The following is a 24,415-nucleotide window of genomic DNA, read 5'->3' as shown; positions in this document are numbered from 1 at the left end:
CAATGGCTAAGGTATTCGCAATCGCGAACCAGAAAGGTGGTGTGGGCAAGACAACCACCTGTATCAATCTCGCCGCCTCGCTGGCGGCGACCAAGCGTCGTGTGCTGCTGATCGACCTCGATCCGCAGGGCAACGCCACCATGGGCAGCGGTGTGGACAAGCACGAGCTCGAGCACTCGGTGTACGACCTGCTGATCGGGGAATGCGATCTGGCCCAGGCCATGCATTACTCCGAGCACGGCGGTTTCCAGTTGCTGCCGGCCAACCGCGACCTGACCGCCGCCGAGGTGGTGCTGCTGGAAATGCAGGTCAAGGAAAGCCGTCTGCGCAACGCGCTGGCGCCCATCCGCGATAACTACGACTACATCCTCATCGACTGCCCACCGTCGCTGTCGATGCTGACGCTTAACGCCCTGGTTGCTTCCGATGGCGTGATCATCCCCATGCAGTGCGAGTACTACGCACTGGAAGGGCTCAGTGACCTTGTGGATAACATCAAGCGCATCGCCGCCCGGTTGAACCCGGAGCTGAAGATCGAAGGCCTGCTGCGGACCATGTACGATCCGCGCCTGAGCCTGAACAACGATGTTTCGGCGCAGCTGAAGGAGCACTTTGGCCCGCAGCTGTACGACACGGTCATTCCGCGCAACATTCGCTTGGCCGAGGCCCCGAGCTTCGGCATGCCGGCACTGGCTTACGACAAGCAATCGCGAGGCGCGCTGGCTTATCTGGCCCTGGCCGGGGAACTGGTACGCCGCCAACGCCGTCAATCACGCACTGCACAAACAACTTAAGGAATCCGTATGGCCGTCAAGAAACGGGGTCTCGGACGTGGGTTGGATGCACTGCTCAGTGGTCCTTCCGTCAGCGCGCTCGAAGAGCAGGCTGTGAAGATCGACCAGAAAGAACTGCAACACCTGCCGGTCGAGCTGATCCAGCGTGGCAAGTACCAGCCGCGCCGGGACATGGACCCGGAGGCGCTGGAAGAGCTTGCGCACTCGATTCGTAACCATGGTGTGATGCAGCCGATCGTGGTGCGCCCGATCGGCGACAACCGCTACGAGATCATCGCCGGTGAACGCCGCTGGCGCGCCACGCAGCAGGCCGGCCTGGACACGATCCCGGCCATGGTCCGCGAAGTGGCCGATGAGGCGGCCATTGCCATGGCGCTGATCGAGAACATCCAGCGCGAAGACCTCAACCCGCTGGAAGAGGCCCTGGCCCTTCAGCGCCTGCAGCAGGAATTCGAGCTCACCCAGCAGCAGGTAGCCGACGCCGTAGGCAAGTCGCGGGTGACCGTGGCCAACCTGCTGCGTCTGATCACGCTGCCTGAGGCGATCAAGACCATGCTCGCCCACGGCGACCTGGAGATGGGTCACGCCCGCGCATTGCTCGGTCTGGAAGAAAACCGTCAGGAGGAGGGGGCGCGTCATGTTGTCGCACGTGGCCTCACCGTGCGCCAAACTGAGGCACTGGTGCGTCAGTGGCTCAGTGACAAGCCTGATCCGGTCGAACCGAGCAAACCTGATCCGGATATCGCACGCCTTGAACAGCGGCTCGCAGAGCGCCTGGGCTCGGCTGTCCAGATCCGTCATGGCAACAAGGGCAAAGGCCAGTTGGTTATTCGTTACAACTCCCTTGACGAGTTGCAAGGCGTGCTTGCTCACATCCGCTGAAACAATTCCTGTTGTAGCGCGCAGTCGGAAATCACTACCGAAGAGTTGAATAGGGGTTAATCCACCCCTATACTCTGCGCGCATTTTGTCGGCACAAATTATGCCAAGTCATAACTGACTTGTTGGTCGACTTCCGAGGAGCAGTTGTGATGGAAATCCGCACGCCAAACCGCCTGCCTTTCCATCGCTGGGCGGTTTTTCCGGTACTGCTGGCTCAATTCGTCGTACTACTGCTGGCAACCTTGGTGTTGTGGCAGTGGAAAGGGGCGGTCAGTGGATATTCAGGCCTTTGCGGAGGTTTGATTGCCTGGCTGCCCAATGTGTATTTCGCCTGGAAGGCTTTTCGCTTCAGCGGAGCTCGGGCGGCACAAGCCATCGTCAAGTCGTTTTACGCTGGCGAGGCAGGCAAGATGATTTTGACGGCAGTGCTTTTTGCACTGACCTTTGCAGGAGTGAAGCCATTGGCGCCGTTAGCAGTATTCGGCGTCTTCGTGCTGACCCTTTTGGTCAGCTGGTTCGCGCCCCTGCTGATGAATAAAAGACTTTCGAGACCTTAGGGCGTTTGAGGCAACCATGGCAGCAGAAACCGCTTCGGGCTATATCCAGCACCACTTGCAGAACCTGACCTACGGTCAACTACCAGACGGCAGCTGGGGCTTCGCCCATTCGGCTGCAGAAGCCAAGGCAATGGGCTTCTGGGCGTTCCACCTGGACACCCTGGGTTGGTCCGTCGCGCTGGGTCTGATCTTCCTGTTCATCTTCCGCATGGCGGCCAAGAAGGCGACTTCCGGCCAACCTGGCGGTCTGCAGAACTTCGTTGAAGTGATGGTCGACTTCGTCAACGGCAGCGTGAAGGACTCCTTCCACGGCCGTAGCCCGGTAATCGCTCCGCTGGCGCTGACCATTTTCGTCTGGGTATTCCTGATGAACGCCGTCGACCTGGTACCGGTCGACTGGATTCCTCAGCTGGCCATCCTGATTTCCGGTGACCCGCACATTCCGTTCCGCGCCGTGTCGACCACCGACCCGAACGCGACCCTGGCCATGGCCTTCTGCGTGTTCGCCCTGATCATCTTCTACAGCATCAAGGTCAAGGGCCTGGGCGGCTTCATCGGTGAGCTGACCCTGCACCCGTTCGGCAGCAAGAACATCTTCGTTCAGATCCTGCTGATTCCGGTCAACTTCCTGCTGGAATTCGTCACCCTGATCGCCAAGCCGATCTCGCTGGCACTGCGTCTGTTCGGCAACATGTATGCCGGCGAACTGGTGTTCATCCTGATCGCAGTCATGTTCGGCTCCGGCCTGCTGTGGCTGAGCGGCCTGGGTGTGGTGCTGCAATGGGCGTGGGCTGTGTTCCACATCCTGATCATCACCCTGCAAGCTTTCATCTTCATGATGCTGACCATCGTCTACCTGTCGATGGCGCACGAAGATAACCATTAAGACCGCCTGGCGTGTCTGATAGCCTTCCTCGCCTGTTCGGGGGGAGGGCTTAAAAAGTCCGCAAGGGCAGCTGTACTCACGATTTGTTTTACCGCTTCAAACTAAAAACCTAACCAATACGACGTAAAAGTCGGGAGGAAAGATGGAAACTGTAGTTGGTCTGACCGCTATCGCTGTTGCTCTGCTGATCGGCCTGGGTGCTCTGGGTACCGCCATTGGTTTCGGCCTGCTGGGCGGCAAATTCCTGGAAGGCGCTGCTCGTCAACCAGAAATGGTTCCGATGCTGCAGGTTAAAATGTTCATCGTTGCCGGTCTGCTCGACGCCGTAACCATGATCGGTGTTGGTATCGCTCTGTTCTTCACCTTCGCGAATCCGTTCGTTGGTCAGATCGCCGGCTAATCACTCGTCACCACGAGTTGATGGCTGTATGAATTAAGACCGAGCGAGGTGTTGGCGTGAACATTAATGCAACCCTGATTGGCCAATCCGTTGCTTTTCTGATTTTTGTACTCTTCTGCATGAAGTATGTATGGCCTCCGGTCATCACTGCTCTGCAAGAGCGCCAAAAGAAGATTGCCGACGGCTTGGACGCTGCCAACCGCGCAGCTCGCGACCTGGAGCTGGCCCAAGAGAAAGCGGGTCAGCAACTGCGTGAAGCTAAAGCACAGGCAGCCGAAATCATTGAGCAAAGCAAGAAACGCGCTGCTCAGCTTGTCGACGAAGCCCGTGAACAGGCCCGCGTCGAAGCTGACCGTGTGAAGGCTCAGGCTCTGGCCGAGATCGAACAGGAACTGAACAGCGCTAAAGACGCCCTGCGTGCCCAAGTGGGTGCCCTGGCCGTTGGCGGTGCCGAAAAGATCCTTGGCGCCACAATCGATCAAAACGCGCATGCGGAGCTGGTTAACAAACTGGCCGCTGAAATTTAAGCGAGGGCGATCATGGCAGAACTGACCACGTTGGCCCGACCTTACGCTAAGGCTGCCTTTGAGCATGCCCAGGCCCATCAGCAACTGGCCAATTGGTCAGCCATGCTCGGCCTGGCTGCTGCGGTGTCGCAAGACGACACCATGCAGCGCCTGCTCAAGGCCCCGCGACTGACGAGCGCAGAAAAGGCCGCCACGTTCATTGACGTGTGCGGTGACAAGTTCAATGCACAGGCACAGAATTTCATTCATGTTGCCGCGGAAAACGACCGTCTCCTGCTTCTGCCGGAGATTGCCGCCCTGTTCGACCTGTACAAGGCCGAGCAAGAAAAATCCGTGGACGTGGAAGTCACCAGTGCCTTCGCGTTGAACCAAGAACAGCAAGACAAACTCGCCAAGGTTCTCAGTGCACGGTTAGGCCAGGAAGTGCGCCTGCACGCGTCGGAGGATGCCAGCCTGATTGGCGGCGTCGTCATCCGCGCTGGTGACCTGGTAATCGATGGCTCTGTTCGCGGCAAAATCGCGAAACTGGCCGAAGCATTGAAATCTTGAGTTTGAAGGGGCAGCAGAGCAATGCAGCAACTCAATCCTTCCGAAATTAGTGAAATCATCAAGGGCCGCATCGACAACCTCGATGTGAGCTCCCAAGCCCGTAACGAAGGTACCGTTGTTTCGGTATCCGACGGTATCGTGCGGATCCACGGTCTGGCCGACGTCATGTACGGCGAAATGATCGAGTTCCCTGGCAGCGTATTCGGCATGGCCCTGAACCTGGAGCAAGACTCCGTAGGTGCAGTGATCCTGGGTGCATACGACACCCTCGCCGAAGGCATGAGCGCCAAGTGCACCGGCCGCATCCTGGAAGTTCCTGTTGGTAAGGAACTGCTGGGCCGCGTCGTTGACGCACTGGGCAACCCGATCGACGGCAAAGGTCCTCTGGGCAACACCCAGACCGACGCAGTCGAGAAAGTGGCTCCAGGCGTGATCTGGCGTAAGTCGGTAGACCAGCCTGTACAGACTGGCTACAAGTCCGTCGACGCCATGATCCCTGTCGGCCGTGGCCAGCGCGAGCTGATCATCGGTGACCGTCAGATCGGCAAGACCGCCATGGCCATCGACGCCATCATCAACCAGAAAGACTCCGGTATTTTCTGTGTTTATGTTGCTGTCGGCCAGAAGCGTTCCACCGTTGCCAACATCGTTCGCAAGCTGGAAGAATCCGGCGCTCTGGCCAACACCATCGTGGTCGTTGCCAGTGCATCGGAATCCGCCGCACTGCAGTTCCTGGCGCCATACGCCGGCTGCACCATGGGCGAGTTCTTCCGTGACCGCGGTGAAGACGCCCTGATCGTTTACGATGACCTGTCCAAGCAGGCCGTTGCTTACCGTCAGATCTCCCTGCTGCTGCGCCGTCCACCAGGACGTGAAGCATACCCAGGCGACGTGTTCTATCTCCACTCCCGTCTGCTGGAGCGTGCTTCGCGCGTTTCGGAAGAGTACGTCGAGAAGTTCACCAACGGCGCAGTCACTGGCAAAACCGGTTCCCTGACCGCTCTGCCGATCATCGAAACCCAGGCTGGCGACGTTTCCGCGTTCGTTCCGACCAACGTGATTTCCATCACCGACGGTCAGATCTTCCTGGAATCGGCCATGTTCAACTCGGGCATCCGCCCTGCAGTGAACGCCGGTGTTTCGGTATCCCGCGTAGGTGGTGCCGCTCAGACCAAGATCATCAAGAAGCTGTCCGGTGGTATTCGTACCGCGCTGGCTCAGTACCGTGAACTGGCTGCATTCGCCCAGTTCGCGTCCGATCTGGACGAAGCGACCCGCAAGCAGCTGGAGCATGGTCAGCGCGTTACCGAGCTGATGAAGCAGAAGCAGTACGCGCCAATGTCCATCGCAGACATGGCCCTGTCGCTGTACGCCGCTGAGCGTGGCTTCCTGACTGACGTAGAAGTCTCCAAGATCGGCAGCTTCGAGCAAGCACTGATCGCCTTCTTCAACCGTGATCACGCCGAACTGATGGCGAAGATCAACGTGAAGGGTGACTTCAACGACGAAATCGACGCTGGCCTGAAAGCCGGTATCGAGAAGTTCAAGGCCACCCAGACCTGGTAAGCCGCAGCGGGGGCCGTGGCCCCCGCTTGCTAACCTGATAGGTGATACATGGCAGGCGCAAAAGAGATTCGCAGTAAGATTGCGAGCATCAAAAGCACGCAAAAAATTACCAGCGCCATGGAGAAAGTGGCGGTCAGCAAAATGCGCAAGGCACAAATGCGCATGGCTGCTAGCCGTCCTTACGCGGAGCGTATCCGCCAGGTGATCGGTCATCTGGCCAACGCCAACCCGGAATATCGCCACCCGTTCATGATCGAGCGCCCTGTAAAGCGCGCCGGTTATATCGTGGTGAGCAGTGACCGTGGTCTGTGCGGTGGCTTGAACACCAACCTGTTCAAGGCCCTGGTCAAGGACATGAGCGCAAACCGCGAACAGGGCGTGGAAATCGACCTGTGCGTGATCGGCAGCAAGGGTGCGACTTTCTTCCGCATCTTTGGCGGCAACGTCGTAGCCGCGATCAGCCACTTGGGCGAAGAGCCATCGATCAACGATCTGATCGGCTCCGTCAAAGTGATGCTGGACGCCTACCTGGACGGCCGTATCGATCGCCTCTCGGTGGTTTCGAACAAGTTCATCAACACCATGACCCAGAAGCCAACGGTCGAGCAATTGGTACCGTTGGTGGCAACCCCGGATCAGGATCTCAAGCATCACTGGGATTACCTGTACGAACCCGACGCAAAAGAGCTGCTGGACGGCTTGATGGTGCGTTACGTGGAGTCGCAGGTGTACCAGGCGGTGGTCGAGAACAACGCTGCTGAACAAGCGGCCCGGATGATCGCCATGAAGAACGCCACAGACAACGCCGGTGATTTGATCAAAGAGCTTCAGTTGATCTACAACAAGGCGCGTCAGGCTGCGATCACCCAGGAGATCTCGGAAATCGTCGGCGGCGCTGCCGCGGTTTAACGGTTCACATATTCAGAGGATCCAGCTATGAGTAGCGGACGTATCGTTCAAATCATCGGCGCCGTCATCGACGTGGAATTCCCACGTGACGTCGTGCCGAGTGTTTACAACGCGCTGAAAGTACAAGGCGCGGAAACCACCCTGGAAGTTCAGCAGCAGCTGGGCGACGGCGTGGTTCGTACCATTGCGATGGGCTCGACCGAAGGCCTGAAGCGCGGTCTGGAAGTCGTTGACTCCGGCGCTGCCATTTCCGTTCCTGTTGGTAAGGCCACCCTGGGCCGTATCATGGACGTACTGGGCAACCCGATCGACGAAGCCGGCCCGATCGGCGAAGAAGAGCGTCGCGGTATCCACCAGCCAGCGCCTTCGTTCGCTGACCAGGCAGGCGGCAACGACCTGCTGGAAACCGGCATCAAGGTTATCGACCTGGTTTGCCCGTTCGCCAAGGGTGGTAAAGTTGGTCTGTTCGGTGGTGCCGGTGTCGGCAAGACCGTAAACATGATGGAACTGATCCGTAACATCGCCATGGAACACAGCGGTTACTCCGTGTTCGCTGGTGTGGGTGAGCGTACTCGTGAGGGTAACGACTTCTACCACGAGATGAAGGACTCCAACGTTCTCGACAAGGTAGCGCTGGTCTACGGTCAGATGAACGAGCCACCAGGAAACCGTCTGCGCGTAGCGCTGACTGGCCTGACCATGGCTGAGAAGTTCCGTGACGAAGGTAACGACGTTCTGCTGTTCGTCGACAACATCTATCGTTACACCCTGGCCGGTACCGAAGTATCCGCACTGCTGGGCCGTATGCCTTCGGCAGTAGGTTACCAGCCGACCCTGGCTGAAGAGATGGGCGTTCTGCAAGAGCGCATCACTTCCACCAAGGAAGGTTCGATCACCTCCGTTCAGGCCGTATACGTACCTGCGGACGACTTGACCGACCCGTCGCCAGCGACCACCTTCGCCCACTTGGACGCCACCGTCGTTCTGTCCCGTGACATCGCCTCCCTGGGCATCTACCCAGCGGTCGACCCACTGGACTCGACTTCGCGCCAGCTGGACCCGAACGTGATCGGCAACGAGCACTACGACACCGCTCGTGGCGTTCAGTATGTTCTGCAGCGCTACAAAGAGCTGAAGGACATCATCGCGATCCTGGGTATGGACGAACTGTCCGAGACCGACAAGCAACTGGTAGCCCGCGCTCGTAAGATCCAGCGCTTCCTGTCGCAGCCGTTCTTCGTGGCCGAAGTCTTCACCGGTTCGCCAGGCAAGTACGTTTCCCTGAAAGACACCATCGCTGGCTTCAGCGGCATCCTCAAAGGTGACTACGACCACCTGCCAGAACAAGCGTTCTACATGGTCGGCAGCATCGACGAAGCGATCGAGAAAGCCAAGAAACTGTAATTCCTGCGCCCCGCAAGGGGCGCTATCAGGTTGAGGCAAGCAGATGGCTATGACAGTCCATTGCGATATCGTCAGCGCGGAAGGAGAGATTTTCTCCGGCCTGGTCGAGATGGTAGTTGCGCACGGTAACCTGGGTGATCTCGGTATCGCTCCAGGCCACGCGCCGCTGATCACCAATCTCAAGCCTGGTCCGATCACGCTGACCAAGCAGGGTGGCGCCCATGAGGTGTTCTACATCTCTGGTGGCTTCCTCGAGGTTCAGCCAAACATGGTCAAGGTGCTTGCCGATACCGTGCAACGTGCTGCAGACCTGGATGAAGCTCAGGCTCAGGAAGCCCTCAAGGCTGCTGAGAACGCCCTGAATCTGAAAGGCGCGGACTTCGACTACGGTGCCGCCGCCGCACGTCTGGCCGAGGCCGCAGCCCAGCTGCGTACCGTCCAGCAAATGCGCAAAGGCAAGTAATCGGCCTTTGGCTGATAACTTCTGTTGCGATTGAGTAAAAGGGTAGCCTCGGCTACCCTTTTTCTTTTTTTCTGATTTTTCCCCCCCCCCGGTCATTTCACTGACCGCCCAGGATTGGTAGCCAGTAATGTCACTCGATATCGTTATTCTCGCCGCCGGCCAAGGCACCCGCATGCGCTCGGCGCTGCCCAAGGTGCTGCACCCGGTAGCCGGCAACTCCATGCTCGGCCATGTTATCCACAGTGCGCGCCAACTGCAGCCGCAAGGTATTCATGTTGTGATTGGCCATGGTGCCGAGCTGGTTCGCGAGCGCCTGGCCGCTGACGACCTCAACTTCGTCATGCAGGATAAGCAGCTGGGTACCGGCCATGCTGTTGCCCAGGCTCTGCCGGCGCTGACTGCCGACACCGTGCTGGTGTTGTATGGTGACGTGCCGTTGATCGAAGTGGAGACCCTGCAGCGCCTGTTGGCCAAGGCCAACGACCAGCAGCTGGGCCTGCTCACGGTTACCCTGGACGACCCGACAGGTTATGGCCGTATCGTCCGTGACGAGCAGGGCAAGGTAACTGCCATCGTTGAGCACAAGGACGCCAACGACGTGCAGAAAGCGATCAAGGAAGGCAACACCGGTATCTTGGCATTGCCAGCTGCGCGCCTGGCTGACTGGATGGGCCGTCTGTCGAACAACAACGCCCAGGGCGAGTATTACCTGACCGACGTCATCGCCATGGCAGTGGCCGATGGCCTGGTGGTGGCTACCGAGTACCCGCACGACCCGATGGAAGTGCAGGGCGCCAATGACCGCCGCCAGCTGTCCGAGCTGGAGCGTCACTACCAGCTGCGTGAAGGCCGCCGCCTGATGGCCCAGGGTGTAACCCTGCGCGACCCGGCACGTTTCGATGTACGGGGCGAAGTGACCGTTGGCCGTGACGTGCTGATCGACATCAACGTGATTCTCGAAGGCAAGGTGGTCATCGAGGACGATGTGCAGATCGGCCCTAACTGCGTGATCAAGAACACCACCCTGCGCAAAGGCGCGGTGGTCAAGGCTAACAGCCACCTTGAAGGCGCCGTGATGGGCGAGGGTAGCGATGCCGGCCCGTTCGCCCGCCTGCGCCCAGGCAGCGTGCTGGATGCCAAAGCCCATGTGGGTAACTTCGTGGAACTGAAAAACGCCCACTTGGGCGAAGGCGCCAAGGCCGGTCACCTGACCTACCTGGGCGATGCCGAAATCGGTGCGCGCACCAATATTGGCGCCGGTACCATCACCTGCAACTACGATGGCGCCAACAAGTTCAAGACCGTGATGGGTGAGGACGTGTTCATCGGTTCGAACAACTCGCTGGTAGCGCCTGTGGAAATTCAGGCTGGCGCGACCACCGCAGCCGGTTCGACCATCACTCAGGCCGTCGAGGCCGGTGAGCTGGCGGTGGCCCGTGCGCGCCAGCGCAACATCTCGGGCTGGAAGCGCCCGGAGAAAATCAAGAAGAGCTGATTTGTTCACAGCTATTTCGATCGAAAGCCGACTTATGTGAGTAAGTCGGCTTTTTTATTGGCTTTTTGCGGTGCCTGTAGGACGGTATCGAACCGGCAAAACTATCCACAGGGCAGCGACAGCTTGACGAATCATTCATCTTAGGTTTTGATTGCAACCATTATCTTTCGAAACGAAACTTAAGCACTCATGTCGAAACGAAATACCCCGCAGCGGCGGCACAACATCCTGGCGTTGCTCAGTGAGCAGGGCGAGGTGAGCGTGGACGCTTTGGCCAAACGTTTCGAGACTTCGGAAGTCACCATTCGCAAAGATCTCGCCGCTCTCGAAACCAACGGCCTGCTGCTACGCCGCTACGGCGGAGCGGTACCCGTGCCGCAAGAACTGCTCGGTGAGCCGGCCCAGCCTGTGTCTTCCTACAAGAAGGCCATCGCCCGTGCCGCTGTTGGTCGAATCCGCGAACATGCGCGCATCATCATCGACAGCGGCAGCACCACGGCAGCCATGATCCCTGAGCTGGGGCGTCAGCCCGGCCTGGTGGTGATGACCAATTCGCTGAATGTGGCCCGTGCCATCAGCGACCTTGAACACGAGCCGGTGCTGCTGATGACCGGCGGTACCTGGGACCCGCATTCCGAGTCGTTCCAGGGCCAGGTGGCCGAGCAGGTTTTGCGCTCTTACGATTTCGACCAGCTGTTCATCGGTGCCGATGGCATTGACCTCGGCCGGGGGACCACCACCTTCAACGAACTGCTCGGGCTTAGCCGGGTCATGGCTGAAGTTGCCCGCGAAGTGATCGTGATGGTCGAGTCGGACAAGGTGGGGCGCAAGATCCCCAACCTCGAGCTGCCCTGGAGCAGCGTGCACACCCTTATTACAGACGAACGACTGCCCGCAGCGGCACGTGAACAAATTCAAGCCCGCGGCATCAACCTGATCTGCGCCGCGATCAGCCAGGAGCAATAAAACATGTGTGGAATCGTTGGTGCCATCGCCGAGCGCAATATCACTGCCATCCTGATCGAAGGCCTCAAGCGTCTGGAGTACCGCGGGTACGACAGCGCAGGCCTGGCCGTCCTTACCCAAGGCGGTGAATTGCAGCGCCGTCGCCGCATCGGCAAGGTCAGTGAGCTGCAAGCCGCTGTAGCGGCTGACCCACTGGCTGGCCAGCTGGGTATCGCCCATACCCGTTGGGCTACCCACGGTGCGCCGACCGAAGGCAACGCTCACCCGCACTTCTCGGGCAATGAAGTGGCGGTGGTGCACAACGGTATCATCGAGAACCACGAAGAGCTGCGTGAAGAGCTGAAAGGCCTGGGCTACACCTTCACTTCGCAGACCGACACCGAAGTGATCGTCCACCTTATCCACAACACCCTGAAGAGCACTCCAGACCTGGCCGATGCGCTGAAAGCCGCCGTCAAGCGTCTGCATGGCGCTTATGGCCTGGCACTGGTCAGCGCCAAGCAGCCCGACCGACTGGTAGCTGCACGCAGCGGCAGCCCTCTGGTCATTGGCCTGGGCCTTGGCGAAAACTTCCTGGCGTCCGACCAGTTGGCCCTGCGCCAGGTCACTGACCGCTTCATGTATCTGGAAGAAGGCGACATCGCTGAAATTCGCCGTGACCAGGTCACCATCTGGGACGAGAACGGTGACAAGGTCCAGCGCGAAACCGTGCAGTACCATGAAGGTGCCGAGGCTGCTGACAAGGGCAACTATCGCCACTTCATGCTCAAGGAAATCCACGAGCAGCCAAGCGTCGTTCAACGCACCCTGGAAGGCCGCCTGGGCAAGGACAACGTGATGGTCCAGGCTTTCGGCCCGAAGGCTGCCGAACTGTTCGCCAAGGTGCGCAATGTGCAGATCGTTGCCTGCGGAACCAGTTACCACGCAGGCATGGTCGCCCGTTACTGGCTGGAAAGCTTGGCCGGTATCCCCTGCCAGGTGGAAGTGGCCAGCGAGTTCCGTTACCGCAAGGTGGTGGTGCAACCGGATACCCTGTTCGTCTCGATCTCGCAGTCCGGCGAAACCGCCGATACCCTGGCTGCGCTGCGCAACGCCAAGGAGCTGGGCTTCCTCGGCAGCCTGGCAATCTGCAACGTGGGCATCAGCTCGCTGGTACGCGAGTCGGACCTGACCCTGTTGACCTTGGCTGGCCCGGAAATCGGTGTGGCCTCGACCAAAGCCTTCACCACCCAGCTGGTGTCGCTGATGCTGCTGACCTTGGCCCTAGGCCAGGTGCGCGGTACCCTGGAAGCCGGTGTCGAAGCCGAGCTGGTTGAAGAACTGCGTCGCCTGCCAACCCGCCTGGGCGAAGCACTGGCGATGGACGCCACTGTCGAGAAGATCGCCGAGCTGTTCGCTGATAAACACCACACCCTGTTCCTTGGCCGTGGTGCGCAATACCCGGTGGCGATGGAAGGTGCGCTCAAGCTCAAGGAAATCTCGTACATCCACGCTGAAGCCTACCCGGCAGGCGAGCTGAAGCACGGCCCGCTGGCGCTGGTGGACAATGACATGCCGGTGGTTACCGTTGCGCCGAACAACGAGCTGCTGGAGAAGTTGAAGTCCAACCTGCAGGAAGTGCGTGCCCGTGGTGGCGAGCTGGTCGTGTTCGCCGACGAGCAGGCGGGCATGACCAATGGTGAAGGCACCCATGTGATCAAGGTGCCGCACATTGCCGATGCCTTGGCGCCAATCCTGTACACCATTCCGCTGCAGCTGCTGTCCTACTATGTCGCCGTGCTCAAGGGTACCGACGTTGACCAGCCGCGTAACCTGGCCAAGTCGGTTACGGTTGAGTAAGTAGCGGACAGTCGCTGTTCAAGAGCCCTCCACACGGAGGGCTTTTTGTTCCTGTCAGATCTGCATTGCCATACCGTCCACATTCATCGCCGCCTGGCGCAATGCCTCGGAGCGCGTCGGGTGCGGGTGGCAGGTGAGGGCGATATCTTCCGCCGAGGCCGAGAACTCCATGGCCACGCAGATTTCGCCGATCATTTCACTGACACTTGGGCCTACCAGGTGCACACCCAGCACCTCATCGGTTTCGGCATCGGCGATAACCTTGGCGAAGCCTTCGGTCTCGTGGTTGATCTTGGCGCGGCTGTTGGCGGTGAAGGGGAACTTGCCGACCTTGTAGGCACGGCCTTCAGCCTTGAGCTGCTCTTCGGTCTTGCCCACGGTGGCCAGCTCCGGGCGGGTGTAGATCACGCCCGGGATGAGGTTGTAGTTGACCTCGTGCGGCTTGCCGGCGATGCGCTCGATACAGGCCACAGCTTCGTCTTCGGCTTTATGTGCCAGCATCGGGCCGGAGGTGACGTCGCCAATCACCCAGACACCCGGCACGGGTGTGCGGTGGTGTTCGTTGCCGAGCATGCCGCGCTTGTCGGTTTCCAGGCCTACGCTTTCCAGGTTCAGCCCTTTGGTATAAGGGCGGCGGCCGATAGCCACCAGCACATAGTCGGCCTGCAGTGATTCTGCCGTGCCACCGGCGGCAGGCTCCAGCATCAGGCTCACGCCGTCGGCACTGGCGGTGGCCTGGGTCACTTTGCTGCCCAGCTTGAACACCATGCCTTGCTTGGCCAGTGCTTTCTGCAAGGTCTTGGCGGTTTCCGTGTCGGTACCCGGGCAAATACGGTCGAGGTACTCGATGACCGTGACCTGGCTTCCCAGGCGGCGCCAGACCGAACCCAGCTCAAGGCCGATCACACCGGCACCGATCACGACCAGGTGCTTGGGCACTTGCGGCAGGGACAGCGCACCGGTCGAGTCGATGATGCGCTGGTTGTCGATGGTCACGCCCGGCAGCGGGGTGGGTTCGGAGCCGGTGGCAATGACAATGTCCTTGGCCTGCAGCACAGTTTCGCTGCCGTCTTCGGCCTTGACCACAACCTTGCCAACGCCATCCAGGCGGCCCCAGCCCTTGATCCAGTCCACTTTGTTTTTGCGGAACAGGTACTCAATGCCTTTGGTCAGTCCGGTTACGCTCTCGTCCTTCTGTTTCATCATCTGGGCGAGGTTGAGGGTGGGTTTCACTTCGATACCGAGGTGGGCGAACTCGTCGCCACTGGCGGCCTCGTACAGTTCGGAAGCGTGCAGCAACGCCTTGGACGGCATGCAGCCCACGTTCAGGCAGGTACCGCCCAAGGTCGAGCGGCCTTCCACACAGGCAACGGTCAGGCCCAGCTGGCCGGCGCGGATGGCTGCGTTGTAGCCACCAGGGCCACCGCCGATGATCACCACGTCATAGAATTTCATGGGTTCAACTCCAGGATGAAGAAGCGCGAGGGGGGCACAAGGTTAAGCTGAGACGTTAGAATTGTATACAATCCTCTGTGTGGATAAGATCAGTTGCTTCTAGACCATGGTCTCGTATAGAGGAAACCTCCTACGAATGAACTACTCTGATCCGACGGCGTTCGAAATATCAGGCGTCGTGGCCATATACGGACAGGGGGGTCGTTCATGCTTGCGCAACTTCCACCGGCACTGCAGAGCTTGCATCTGCCGCTGCGGCTGAAACTGTGGGACGGAAACCAGTTCGATCTGGGGCCCAGCCCGCAGGTCACAATCCTGGTCAAAGAGCCTCAGCTTATTGGCCAGTTGACCCACCCAAGCATGGAACAGCTGGGCACAGCATTCGTTGAGGGCAAGCTGGAACTGGAAGGCGATATCGGTGAAGCCATTCGTGTGTGCGATGAGCTGAGCGAAGCGCTGTTCACGGATGAGGATGAACAGCTGCCGCAACGCCGGTCTCATGACAAGCACACTGACGCCGAAGCCATCTCTTACCACTACGACGTATCCAACGCCTTCTACCAGTTGTGGCTGGATCAGGATATGGCCTATTCCTGTGCCTACTTCCGTGAACCGGACAACACCCTCGACCAGGCGCAGCAGGATAAATTCGATCACCTGTGCCGCAAACTGCGCCTGAATGCCGGTGACTACCTGCTAGACGTCGGGTGTGGTTGGGGTGGGCTTGCGCGTTTTGCAGCACGCGAATATGACGCCAAGGTGTTCGGTATCACCCTGAGCAAGGAGCAGCTCAAGCTCGGCCGGCAGCGTGTCAAAACCGAGGGCTTGGCCGACAGAGTGGAGCTGCAGATTCTCGATTATCGCGATTTGCCCCAAGATGGTCGCTTCGACAAAGTGGTCAGCGTGGGCATGTTCGAGCATGTCGGGCATGCCAACCTGGCGCTGTATTGCCAGAAGCTGTTCGGTGCTGTCAGGGAAGGCGGGCTGGTGATGAACCACGGTATCACCGCCAAACACGTCGATGGCCGTCCGGTGGGGCGTGGTGCAGGTGAGTTCATCGACCGTTATGTGTTCCCTCACGGTGAGCTCCCTCACTTGTCGATGATCAGCGCCAGTATCTGTGAAGCGGGGCTGGAGGTCGTTGACGTGGAAAGCCTGCGTCTGCACTACGCCAAGACGTTGCACCACTGGAGCGAAAACCTGGAGAACCAGTTGCACAAAGCCGCAGCGCTGGTGCCGGAAAAAACCCTGCGTATCTGGCGCCTCTACCTTGCAGGCTGTGCCTATGCGTTTGAGAAAGGCTGGATCAACCTGCACCAGATTTTGGCAGTGAAGCCTTATGCGGATGGCCACCACGACTTGCCATGGACGCGTGAGGACATGTATCGCTGAACCCCATGGCCGCCTCTGCAAGGGAGGCGGCCTTTCTCACAGAATGGGTGAAATCAGCCGCGCAATCCGCATCCCTAATTGCTGTAGCCGATGGGTATCGCGGCTGTCCTCCGCAGTAATCTCCCGCGCCTGTTCAAAGTCATTGATCAGCATGTGTTCGACCTGGTCGGCGAAGCTGCGGTCGACCGTCAGCAGGGTGATCTCGAAGTTCAGCCGGAACGAACGGTTGTCCAGGTTGGCACTGCCGATCGCGCTGACCTCATCATCTACCAGCACCACCTTCTGATGCAGGAAGCCTGGTTGGTAGCGGAACATGCGCACACCCGCGCGCACCGCTTCGAAGGCGAACAGGCTGGAGGCTGCATAGACGATGCGGTGGTCTGGCCGTGACGGGATAAGTACCCGCACATCGACGCCCCGTAACACCGCCAGGCGCAATGCAGCAAAGACCGCTTCGTCCGGGATGAAGTAAGGGCTGGTGATCCATACCCGCCGGGTGGCGGAATGGATCGCCTCGAGGAAGAACAACGAGCAGGTTTCCTGTGGGTCGGCGGGGCCGCTGGCCAACGCCTGGCACAGCACGCCGTTATCCGGGTAGGCATCCGGCAGAATCAGCGGCGGTAGTTGGCGCGTGGCCCAATACCAATCCTCGGCGAACGACTCCTGCAGGCAGGCCAGCACCGGCCCGCTGATCTGCACATGGGTGTCGCGCCAGGGCGACAGCTGAGGATGCTCACCGAGGTATTCGTCCCCCACGTTGTGGCCGCCGATGAAACCGACCAGGCCATCCACCACCACAATCTTGCGATGGTTACGGAAGTTCACCTGGAAGCGGTTGAACCAGCCGCGGCGGGTGGCGAAGGCATGGATCTGCACACCGCCGTCGCGCAGTTGCTGGCTGTAGCTGGCCGGCAAGGCATGGCTGCCGACGCGGTCATACAGTACGAACACCTGCACACCCTCGGCGGCCTTGCGCAACAGCAGTTGCTGCAGTGCCTTGCCGAGGGTGTCGTCATGAATGATGAAGAACTGCACCAGCACCACATCGCGTGCCTTTTCAATAGCCGCGAAGATGGCATCGAATGTGGCTTTGCCATTGACCAGTAGCTTCACTTGGTTATTCGCAAGGCAAGGCATGCGCCCGAGTTTGGGCATGGCGCGCAAGGCTGTGTAGCTTTCCGACTCGCGGGCGGTGAGGGCTTCTTCCACCCAAGGCCGCCAGTTGAGGTTGGCCATGGCCACGTGCATTTCCTGGTTGGCCTGGCGCCGGGCCTTGATGTAGGCATAGAACGAGCGGGCGCCGAAGATCAGGTAGGCGATCAAGGTGAGGTAAGGGATGAAGAACAGGGGCATGGCCCAGGCGATTGCGCCTTGGGCGGTGCGTACAGTGAACAGTGCGTGGAGCGCGGCGACGATACCCAACAGGTGGATAAGGCCGAGTAGGTAACCAAAAAAGTAGGGGCTGTGGTAATCCATATGCATCCTGCTTGCCGAGTACACTAGGGGTAACAGAACACGTTCCCGGCCCGCCTTGCAACCCGCAGGTGGATTTGGCGTCTAAGGCTCAGCCCGGCCCGCTTGGCCGGCTTTTCTCAGGAGCGTTCATCCATGAAGATTCGTCTGCCACTGTTGGCGTTGGCCCTAGGTATGAGCAGCCCGCTGGTGCATGCCCAGATGCTGCAACCCGGTTTGTGGGAGCTGACCACCAGCAACATGCAGGTCGATGGCAAGCCGTTACCTGACATGGCGTTCATGCTCGGCCAGCTGAAAAACCTGCCGCCCGAGCAGCGTGCCATGATGGAAGGGGTGTTGGCCAAACAGGGGGTGACCGTTGGAGGGAATGGCGTGCGTTCGTGCCTGACGCCAGAGCAGGTGGCGACCAATGACATCCCGCTGCAAGACCCGAAATCCGGCTGCACTCAGAAGATCACCGACCGTACCGGTAATGTGTGGAAGTTCCAGTTCAGCTGCCCGAAGGCTCAGGGCAGTGGCCAGGCGACTTTCCTCAGTGACCGTGAATTCACCACCCAGGTCAGTGGTACGTTCAACGCTTCAGGTGTGCAGCAGCAAGGCAGCATGAACACCCGTGCGGTGTGGTTAGGCAATGACTGCGGCGCGGTTAAACCGCGCAGCTGATATCCCATTGCCACTGGCTGGTGGCAACCGCGTCGTGGGCATGCAGGCTTTCTGCATGTTCCACACGCAGCTTGAAAGCGGTACTCCATTCAACTTGCCGTAGTGCCTTGTGCAGGCGTCGGGCGGCATCCTCACAGAACATCAAGTTTTGCCCGTTGGCCAAGGCGAAGGCTTGTTCGTCTGCGCGCTTCACTGCTGTCTGCACCGCTGTACCCAAGCTCGCCTCTATACGATCGATCAGTTCGGTAAACGGCAGCACCTGCTGATTGCTGTGCAGGCGCACCTGAATCTGAGCATTGCTTCGCTGGCTATGGGGTGTAGCCACAATTCCGTCAGCACTGCCAAGCCATTGCAGAACGGCAGATTGATCAACCTGCTGCTCGCTGAAATTCGCCTGAAACTGCTGTTGAATCAGCTGCCTTGCAAGTGCTGCCGAGCATGGGCAGGTCGAGGAGTAAGGCACGCAAACCGATAGTTCCACGTGGAACATTTCATTTTCAATGCGTGCATTGACGGTTACGGCATAGCTTTTCCAGCCTGCCAAGGGGCTGACCAAGGCGGGTCTTTTCAGCAGATGCTCGAAGCTGATTTGCAAGTAGGCAGCGGAAGACAGGCGTCATGGCTGGATAAAAAATCTGCCAGAAGCTGCCTCATTGCCAGCGCTGTGAGTGGTTGGTGTTCCAATGACTCCAGTGCAAGGTAAAGCCGCGACATATGGATGCCGCGTGAACTGCCATCCACCAGGCTTACCCCTGCATCGACTTTGGCAGCTGCAGTGCGCCCTTCGAACTGCACAGGCAGGGCAATTCCGCACATGCCAACCCAGCTCAATGGCAAGGTGTACTTCTGGGTTTGTGCGGCGATGTCGGGGAGCTTGAGCTGGGTCATTTGGCTTTCCAGATAAAAAGAGGCATCAACGGCAACCGCCGATCAAGCTGCAATGCAGGTTGAAGCGCTGCCCGCTGGAGCTGGATACGCGGTTCAAGGTGGTCCAGCCAACGCGGCGGCTGTAGCCCACCCAGGCCTCACCATCGCTGGCCAGGCCGGTGAAAAAGGTCAACGTGCCGTAGCGGCTGTTGGTTTGTGCCCATAGTCGCCGGGTGCCGTGGTCGTAGCCGCGCAGGTAGAACGTACTGCCGTCGGTGCGCACGCTGTAGTAACTACCTTTGCTGTCCTGGCAGGCGAGCAGTGTGGCGCTTCGCGTGCAAAGCGCCAGCGTACTGGCTTGTGGCATGGCCAACAGCACGTTGGGCACAGCGAGCAACAGCAACGCCATGGCGCGTGACAGATACATGTTTTATCCCCGGTAAGCATTCGTCCGTCGAGAACGGCTTGGCGAAATTGTATTGTTACTTTATAACATTGTGCAATGCATCGTTTCGAATGCGTCCGCCTGAAGAGGTTCGCCATGCCCAATCGTCTCCCCGTCACCGTGCTGTCCGGCTTTCTTGGCGCCGGCAAGAGCACTTTGCTCAACCATGTATTGCGTAACCGCGAGAACCTGCGGGTCGCGGTTATCGTCAACGACATGAGTGAAATCAACATCGATGCCAGCGAGGTGCAGCGCAATGTGAGCCTCAACCGCGCTGAAGAGAAACTGGTCGAAATGAGCAACGGCTGCATCTGCTGCACATTGCGTGAAGACTTGCTTGAGGAGGTGGCGCGGCTGGCCGAAGAAGGGCGTTTCGATTATTTGCTGATCGAGTCCACTGGCATCTCGGAGCCACTGCCGGTGGCAGAGACATTCACCTTTCGTGACGAGCAAGGCCGTAGCCTGTCCGACATGGCGCGCCTGGACACCATGGTTACGGTGGTCGATGGCTTGAATTTCTTGAGTGACTACCAGGCAGCAGACAGCCTGGCCAGCCGTGGCGAAACGTTGGGTGAAGAAGACGAGCGGTCGATCAGTGACCTGCTGATCGAACAGGTCGAGTTCGCCGATGTGCTGTTGCTGAGCAAGATCGACTTGATCAGCCAGCATGAGCGTGAAGAGCTCATCGCCATTCTGCGCAGCCTCAATGCACGGGCGCAGATCGTGCCCATGGTCATGGGTCAGGTACCGCTGGCACGTATCCTCGACACCGGCCTGTTCGACTTTGACCAGGCAGCCCAGGCGCCGGGCTGGCTGCAGGAGCTGCGCGGTGAGCATGTGCCGGAAACCGAAGAGTATGGAATCGCGGCCATGACCTGGCAGGCCCGACGTCCGCTTCATCCACAGCGCTTTTTCGACTTTATCCACACGCAATGGAGTAATGGGCGGCTTTTGCGTTCCAAAGGTTTTTTCTGGCTGGCCAGCAAGTACCAGGAAGCCGGTAGCTGGTCGCAGGCGGGCGGAATGATGCGCCACGGTCTGGCTGGACGCTGGTGGCGTTTCGTGCCTCGCGAGCAATGGCCGCAGGATGTGGATAACACTGGCGCGATCTTGAAACACTGGACGGCTGAGACCGGTGATTGCCGCCAGGAATTGGTGTTCATCGGGCAGAACATCGACTTCGAAAAATTATCCACAGACCTTGATGCCTGCCTGTTGACGGACCAGGAAATGGATTTGGGCCACATGGGCTGGGTGCGTTTGCCCGACCCGTTCGGCCCATGGCACGAAGAGGTGGCAGCATGAACTTGGCACACCGGCCTGTGGATATCTTTCAGGTGTTCGGCGAAACCCCGCAAGTGCTGACTGAAGTACTGCAGGATGGTGTGAACCTGGCCGTTTGGCGCCGACGGTTGCCGGCGCAGCTGGAAGACTTTGCGGACCTGTTGATAAGTCTTGGTCAGCCCTTGGCTGATCAACGGGTAATCGATGTGGATGAGCAGCAAACACCGGTATTGCCCGATCTGATGCATGAAGCGGCAGATTTACACGGCTATGAGGCGTTCGTTGCCGATGTGACCTGGCTGGTAGCGGCTTACACCTGCCTGGTCGGCGCTCGACGGGTTGGTTTGCGTCTGCGGGTACTGGCAGGCCCCATGTGCCCGCGTTTCCATGTGGATAACGTGCCGTTGCGGTTGCTCACCACTTACGTAGGTCCAGGCAGCGAGTGGTTGCGAGAACAGGAAAGCCCCCGTGGGGAGTTACACACAGCTCAAGTCGCTGTGGATAACATTCAGCATCTGCACGCTGGCGAAGTGGCCATACTCAAAGGTGAGAAGTGGCAAGGTAACGAAGGCGCAGGGCTGGTACATCGTTCACCTTCGGGCCAGCAGGGGCGTCTGTTGCTCAGCCTTGACTGGCTTGCCTGACAGCGCATAGTGAGGCATCGCCACCGCTTGAAGCCATGCCATGCTGCAGAACATACCCACCCACGTGATAGCCGGCCCGCTGGGTGCCGGCAAAACCACCCTGATCCGTCATCTGCTGGCTCAGCGCCCAGCCCATGAGCGCTGGGCTGTTTTAATCAATGAGTTCGGCCTGGTAGGCCTGGATGCGGCCTTGCTCAGCCGTGACGAAGATGGCATCGCCATCGGGGAAGTCGCAGGCGGCTGCCTGTGCTGCGTCAATGGCATGCCGTTCCAGGTGGGCTTGGGTCGGTTACTGCGCAAATCCCGGCCTGATCGGCTGTTTATCGAGCCTTCCGGGCTGGGTCACCCATTACAGTTGCTTGCTCAACTGCAGCAGGCTCCTTGGGCCGAAGTGCTGACAATCAACCCCTTCGTGATGGTTGTAGATGCGCAGTCCATGGCACGTGACGAGCCGCTTCCAGAGGCTCAACAGCAGGCTTTCGATGTGGCTGAAAGCGTGGTTTTCAACAAATCAGAAGCTGTGGATGAAATGTGTAAGTTGTTGATAACTAATAAATTTAAAGACAAGACAATCCTCTGGACCGTGCAGGGGAAGGTACCATTCTCAAGCCTTCCTGGCAGCCCTGAGCAGATTGTCGACAGCCCATTTGAGGAAAACCGGATTGTCGACAATCTTGAGGGTGGCCCAGCAATATTGTGGACAGACCCAAGTCAGCCTATCTGTCTTGCCCAGCAGGGGGTGGGAGGTTGGAGTATTGGCTGGCGCTGGCACCCGGGCCAACAGTTTTATCCACAGCGGCTACAGGCGTTCTTGCGCGCGTGGCCCTGGCGTCGCGCCAAGGGTGTTATCCACAGCGTGGATGGCTGGCAATCATTCAATGGGCTGAGGGGAAACATGCCCGCCTGGCAGCCTAGCGACTGGCGCAGGGATACCCGTATCGAGCTGATTTTCGACCAGCCGCAATCGCAACCCGCACTGCAAGCCGGGTTGAGCGATTGCCGCGTCAGTTGATCAGTTGCGCCAGCGGTTGTGCTCCTGGCGCCACTGCTGCATTTCGATGACGTTGTCGGTGCGCGGTGCTGTCTTGATTTCGAACGGATAGGGTGCGAGTTCGATCTGCACACTGTGGGCGCCGAACTGGGTCACCGTGCCGGGATGGCGCTGCTCGCCGGTAACGGTGAATTCGAAGGCGTAGATGCGCGCCAGGCGCTTGCGGCCGTTGGCATCGCGCACAAAGGCGATACGCTTGAGCGCGACGGCGTCGTCGAGCAATTCGAGGTCAAGCTTGGCGCAATGCTGTTTCACCCGTTCCAGGGCTTTTTCGCGCAACCCATGGTTGTGCCACAACCAGGCGCCTGCCGTGGCTACCAGCATCAGGACGAAGAGGTTCTCCAGGGTCAACATTTGCATATGCTCCAAACAGGTAGATCCAGCTTAACTGCGTCCCTGGCCTGTCGTACAGGTGGCAATCGAGTTCATACTGCGCTGCGCATAATCCTTGAAACAGCTTTGGAAACCTCCCGCATGAAACGTACCCCGCACCTGCTCGCCATTCAGTCCCATGTGGTGTTCGGCCACGCCGGCAACAGTGCCGCGGTATTTCCCATGCAGCGTATCGGAGTCAATGTCTGGCCGCTCAATACCGTGCAGTTCTCCAATCACACTCAGTATGGCCAGTGGGCCGGCGAAGTGCTTGCTCCGGCGCAAATTCCTGCGCTGGTGGAAGGCATTTCCAACATCGGCGAACTGGGTCACTGCGATGCGGTGCTTTCCGGATACCTGGGCAGTGCCGAGCAAGGGCGAGCGATACTGGCCGGCGTCGAGCGGATCAAGGCCGTAAACCCCAAAGCGTTGTACGTGTGCGACCCGGTCATGGGGCACCCGGAGAAGGGCTGCATCGTGCCGCCGGAAGTCAGCGAATTCCTGCTCGAGGAGGCGGTCGCCCGCGCGGATATCCTGTGCCCGAACCAGCTGGAGCTGGGCAGCTTCTGTGGGCGCCGTGCGCAGTCGCTGGAAGACTGCGTGAATATGGCGCGCAGCCTGCTGCAGCGTGGGCCGCAGGTGGTGGTGGTCAAGCACCTGGCTTATTCCGGGCGTGCCGAGGACCAGTTCGAGATGCTGCTGGTGACTGCCGAGCACAGCTGGCTCCTGCGCCGCCCGCTGCTGGCGTTTCCACGTCAGCCGGTGGGGGTGGGCGACCTGACCTCGGGCTTGTTCTTGGCCCGCGTGCTGCTCGGCGACAGCTGGGTACAGGCATTCGAGTTCACCGCGGCGGCGGTGCATGAAGTGCTACTGGAAACCCAGGCCTGCGCCAGCTACGAACTGCAACTGGTGCGGGCGCAGGACCGCATCGCCCACCCGCGGGTGCGCTTCGAGGCGCAATTGCTGGCGCTTTAAATAGCGTCGGTCTTCAGGTCCTGGTAGCGCTTTTCCAGCTCCTGACGGATCTGACGGCGCTGTTGGCCCTGCAGGAAGCGGCGTTTTTCTTCACTGCTTTGTGGCTGGCGCGGCGGCACCGCTACCGGGCGACGGTTGTCGTCGACCGCGACCATGGTAAAGAAGCAACTGTTGGAATGGCGCACCGAGCGCTCGCGGATGTTCTCGGTCACGACTTTGATGCCGACCTCCATCGACGTGTTGCCGGTGTAGTTGACCGACGCCAGGAAGGTAACCAGTTCACCCACGTGTACGGGTTCACGGAAGATTACCTGGTCGACCGACAGCGTCACCACATAGCTGCCGGCATAGCGGCTGGCGCACGCATAGGCCACTTCGTCGAGGTACTTGAGCAGGGTGCCGCCATGTACGTTGCCAGAAAAGTTGGCCATGTCCGGGGTCATCAGGACGGTCATGCTCAGCTGGGCGTTTCCAGGTTCCATAGTGTGCTCACGGTGAGGTTGCGCTAAATCGGGCGAATGGGGGGCGTTATCTGCTGACACTTCTGTTCCCCTCTT

Annotated in this window: 25 protein-coding genes and 1 pseudogene; 20 read left to right on the top strand and 6 right to left on the bottom strand. The window is 59.3% G+C overall.

Features of this window, described 5'->3' with window-relative positions:
* Nucleotides 1–2: 2 nt before the first annotated feature.
* From ACF8R4_RS04160 to glmS, 14 genes are all read left to right on the top strand, one after another.
* On the top strand, nucleotides 3–794 hold the full coding sequence (locus ACF8R4_RS04160; RefSeq protein ID WP_060499722.1) for a ParA family protein: 792 nt from the start codon (nucleotides 3–5) through the stop codon (nucleotides 792–794).
* A gap of 9 nt (nucleotides 795–803) precedes the next feature.
* Nucleotides 804–1,676 carry a ParB/RepB/Spo0J family partition protein gene (locus tag ACF8R4_RS04155; RefSeq protein WP_060499721.1) on the top strand — a complete coding sequence of 291 codons (873 nt, stop codon included), beginning with the start codon at nucleotides 804–806 and terminating at the stop codon, nucleotides 1,674–1,676.
* Nucleotides 1,677–1,825: 149 nt separating this feature from the next.
* Complete coding sequence (locus ACF8R4_RS04150; RefSeq protein ID WP_008092225.1) at nucleotides 1,826–2,233, top strand: F0F1 ATP synthase subunit I; 408 nt, start codon at nucleotides 1,826–1,828, stop codon at nucleotides 2,231–2,233.
* A gap of 16 nt (nucleotides 2,234–2,249) precedes the next feature.
* Nucleotides 2,250–3,119 carry a F0F1 ATP synthase subunit A gene (gene atpB / locus ACF8R4_RS04145; RefSeq protein ID WP_003260030.1) on the top strand — a complete coding sequence of 290 codons (870 nt, stop codon included), beginning with the start codon at nucleotides 2,250–2,252 and terminating at the stop codon, nucleotides 3,117–3,119.
* 142 nt (nucleotides 3,120–3,261) lie between these two features.
* Nucleotides 3,262–3,519 carry a F0F1 ATP synthase subunit C gene (gene atpE, locus ACF8R4_RS04140; protein WP_003097235.1) on the top strand — a complete coding sequence of 86 codons (258 nt, stop codon included), beginning with the start codon at nucleotides 3,262–3,264 and terminating at the stop codon, nucleotides 3,517–3,519.
* A gap of 56 nt (nucleotides 3,520–3,575) precedes the next feature.
* Nucleotides 3,576–4,046, top strand: coding sequence for a F0F1 ATP synthase subunit B (locus tag ACF8R4_RS04135; protein WP_010955888.1), 471 nt, complete (start codon nucleotides 3,576–3,578; stop codon nucleotides 4,044–4,046).
* 12 nt (nucleotides 4,047–4,058) lie between these two features.
* A complete protein-coding gene (locus ACF8R4_RS04130) occupies nucleotides 4,059–4,595 on the top strand; it encodes a F0F1 ATP synthase subunit delta (protein WP_003253191.1) in 537 nt (178 codons plus the stop codon).
* A gap of 21 nt (nucleotides 4,596–4,616) precedes the next feature.
* Nucleotides 4,617–6,161 carry a F0F1 ATP synthase subunit alpha gene (gene atpA / locus ACF8R4_RS04125; protein ID WP_060499720.1) on the top strand — a complete coding sequence of 515 codons (1,545 nt, stop codon included), beginning with the start codon at nucleotides 4,617–4,619 and terminating at the stop codon, nucleotides 6,159–6,161.
* A gap of 48 nt (nucleotides 6,162–6,209) precedes the next feature.
* The gene (gene atpG / locus ACF8R4_RS04120) at nucleotides 6,210–7,070 is read left to right on the top strand and encodes a F0F1 ATP synthase subunit gamma (protein WP_003253195.1); all 861 of its coding nucleotides are present in this window, start codon (nucleotides 6,210–6,212) and stop codon (nucleotides 7,068–7,070) included.
* Between the two features lie 27 nt (nucleotides 7,071–7,097).
* A complete protein-coding gene (gene atpD, locus ACF8R4_RS04115; protein ID WP_016502294.1) occupies nucleotides 7,098–8,474 on the top strand; it encodes a F0F1 ATP synthase subunit beta in 1,377 nt (458 codons plus the stop codon).
* 43 nt (nucleotides 8,475–8,517) lie between these two features.
* A complete protein-coding gene (locus ACF8R4_RS04110; RefSeq protein WP_010955886.1) occupies nucleotides 8,518–8,937 on the top strand; it encodes a F0F1 ATP synthase subunit epsilon in 420 nt (139 codons plus the stop codon).
* Nucleotides 8,938–9,064: 127 nt separating this feature from the next.
* Entirely contained in the window at nucleotides 9,065–10,432 is a 1,368-nt protein-coding gene (gene glmU, locus ACF8R4_RS04105; protein WP_392491729.1) for a bifunctional UDP-N-acetylglucosamine diphosphorylase/glucosamine-1-phosphate N-acetyltransferase GlmU, read from the top strand.
* A gap of 189 nt (nucleotides 10,433–10,621) precedes the next feature.
* Entirely contained in the window at nucleotides 10,622–11,398 is a 777-nt protein-coding gene (locus ACF8R4_RS04100) for a DeoR/GlpR family DNA-binding transcription regulator (RefSeq protein ID WP_016712766.1), read from the top strand.
* Between the two features lie 3 nt (nucleotides 11,399–11,401).
* A complete protein-coding gene (gene glmS / locus ACF8R4_RS04095) occupies nucleotides 11,402–13,237 on the top strand; it encodes a glutamine--fructose-6-phosphate transaminase (isomerizing) (RefSeq protein ID WP_060499717.1) in 1,836 nt (611 codons plus the stop codon).
* A 54-nt stretch (nucleotides 13,238–13,291) separates the two neighbouring features.
* Here the strand turns inward: glmS and lpdA are convergent, their stop codons facing one another.
* Nucleotides 13,292–14,692, bottom strand: coding sequence for a dihydrolipoyl dehydrogenase (gene lpdA, locus ACF8R4_RS04090; RefSeq protein WP_156866886.1), 1,401 nt, complete (start codon nucleotides 14,690–14,692; stop codon nucleotides 13,292–13,294).
* Between the two features lie 207 nt (nucleotides 14,693–14,899).
* Here lpdA and cfaB point away from each other — a divergent pair, with 207 nt between their 5' ends.
* The gene (gene cfaB / locus ACF8R4_RS04085) at nucleotides 14,900–16,084 is read left to right on the top strand and encodes a C17 cyclopropane fatty acid synthase CfaB (RefSeq protein WP_156866885.1); all 1,185 of its coding nucleotides are present in this window, start codon (nucleotides 14,900–14,902) and stop codon (nucleotides 16,082–16,084) included.
* Nucleotides 16,085–16,120: 36 nt separating this feature from the next.
* Here cfaB and cls read toward each other — a convergent pair whose 3' ends face one another.
* The gene (cls, locus tag ACF8R4_RS04080) at nucleotides 16,121–17,560 is read right to left on the bottom strand and encodes a cardiolipin synthase (protein ID WP_392491727.1); all 1,440 of its coding nucleotides are present in this window, start codon (nucleotides 17,558–17,560) and stop codon (nucleotides 16,121–16,123) included.
* Between the two features lie 132 nt (nucleotides 17,561–17,692).
* Here cls and ACF8R4_RS04075 point away from each other — a divergent pair, with 132 nt between their 5' ends.
* On the top strand, nucleotides 17,693–18,220 hold the full coding sequence (locus ACF8R4_RS04075; protein ID WP_016712761.1) for a DUF3617 domain-containing protein: 528 nt from the start codon (nucleotides 17,693–17,695) through the stop codon (nucleotides 18,218–18,220).
* Here the strand turns inward: ACF8R4_RS04075 and folE2 are convergent.
* Both folE2 and ACF8R4_RS04065 read right to left on the bottom strand, forming a co-directional pair.
* Nucleotides 18,204–19,108, bottom strand: a pseudogene (gene folE2 / locus ACF8R4_RS04070) (GTP cyclohydrolase FolE2). The gene ACF8R4_RS04075 and the pseudogene folE2 overlap by 17 nt on opposite strands.
* A gap of 25 nt (nucleotides 19,109–19,133) precedes the next feature.
* Complete coding sequence (locus tag ACF8R4_RS04065; RefSeq protein WP_060499713.1) at nucleotides 19,134–19,514, bottom strand: hypothetical protein; 381 nt, start codon at nucleotides 19,512–19,514, stop codon at nucleotides 19,134–19,136.
* A 114-nt stretch (nucleotides 19,515–19,628) separates the two neighbouring features.
* Between ACF8R4_RS04065 and zigA the strand changes: the two genes are divergently transcribed.
* From zigA to ACF8R4_RS04050, 3 genes are read left to right on the top strand one after another with little or no spacing between them, the layout of a single operon-like run.
* The gene (gene zigA / locus ACF8R4_RS04060; protein ID WP_164525212.1) at nucleotides 19,629–20,837 is read left to right on the top strand and encodes a zinc metallochaperone GTPase ZigA; all 1,209 of its coding nucleotides are present in this window, start codon (nucleotides 19,629–19,631) and stop codon (nucleotides 20,835–20,837) included.
* Entirely contained in the window at nucleotides 20,834–21,460 is a 627-nt protein-coding gene (locus tag ACF8R4_RS04055) for a DUF1826 domain-containing protein (protein WP_060499711.1), read from the top strand. Before zigA ends, ACF8R4_RS04055 begins: the two co-directional genes overlap by 4 nt.
* 40 nt (nucleotides 21,461–21,500) lie before the next feature.
* Nucleotides 21,501–22,472: a CobW family GTP-binding protein gene (locus ACF8R4_RS04050; protein ID WP_392491725.1), complete on the top strand. Its 972-nt coding sequence runs from the start codon at nucleotides 21,501–21,503 to the stop codon at nucleotides 22,470–22,472.
* Here ACF8R4_RS04050 and ACF8R4_RS04045 read toward each other — a convergent pair whose 3' ends face one another.
* A complete protein-coding gene (locus ACF8R4_RS04045) occupies nucleotides 22,473–22,865 on the bottom strand; it encodes a DUF3301 domain-containing protein (protein WP_104833727.1) in 393 nt (130 codons plus the stop codon).
* 120 nt (nucleotides 22,866–22,985) lie between these two features.
* Between ACF8R4_RS04045 and pdxY the strand changes: the two genes are divergently transcribed.
* Nucleotides 22,986–23,858: a pyridoxal kinase PdxY gene (pdxY, locus tag ACF8R4_RS04040; RefSeq protein WP_392491724.1), complete on the top strand. Its 873-nt coding sequence runs from the start codon at nucleotides 22,986–22,988 to the stop codon at nucleotides 23,856–23,858.
* Here the strand turns inward: pdxY and ACF8R4_RS04035 are convergent.
* Entirely contained in the window at nucleotides 23,855–24,340 is a 486-nt protein-coding gene (locus ACF8R4_RS04035; RefSeq protein WP_016712753.1) for an acyl-CoA thioesterase, read from the bottom strand. The genes pdxY and ACF8R4_RS04035 overlap by 4 nt on opposite strands.
* Nucleotides 24,341–24,415 lie beyond the last annotated feature (75 nt).

It is taken from the genome of Pseudomonas sp. FYR_2, from assembly GCF_043106425.1.
GTDB classification, from domain to species: Bacteria; Pseudomonadota; Gammaproteobacteria; order Pseudomonadales; family Pseudomonadaceae; genus Aquipseudomonas; species Aquipseudomonas monteilii.
This window is presented reverse-complemented; position numbering and strand designations above follow the sequence as displayed.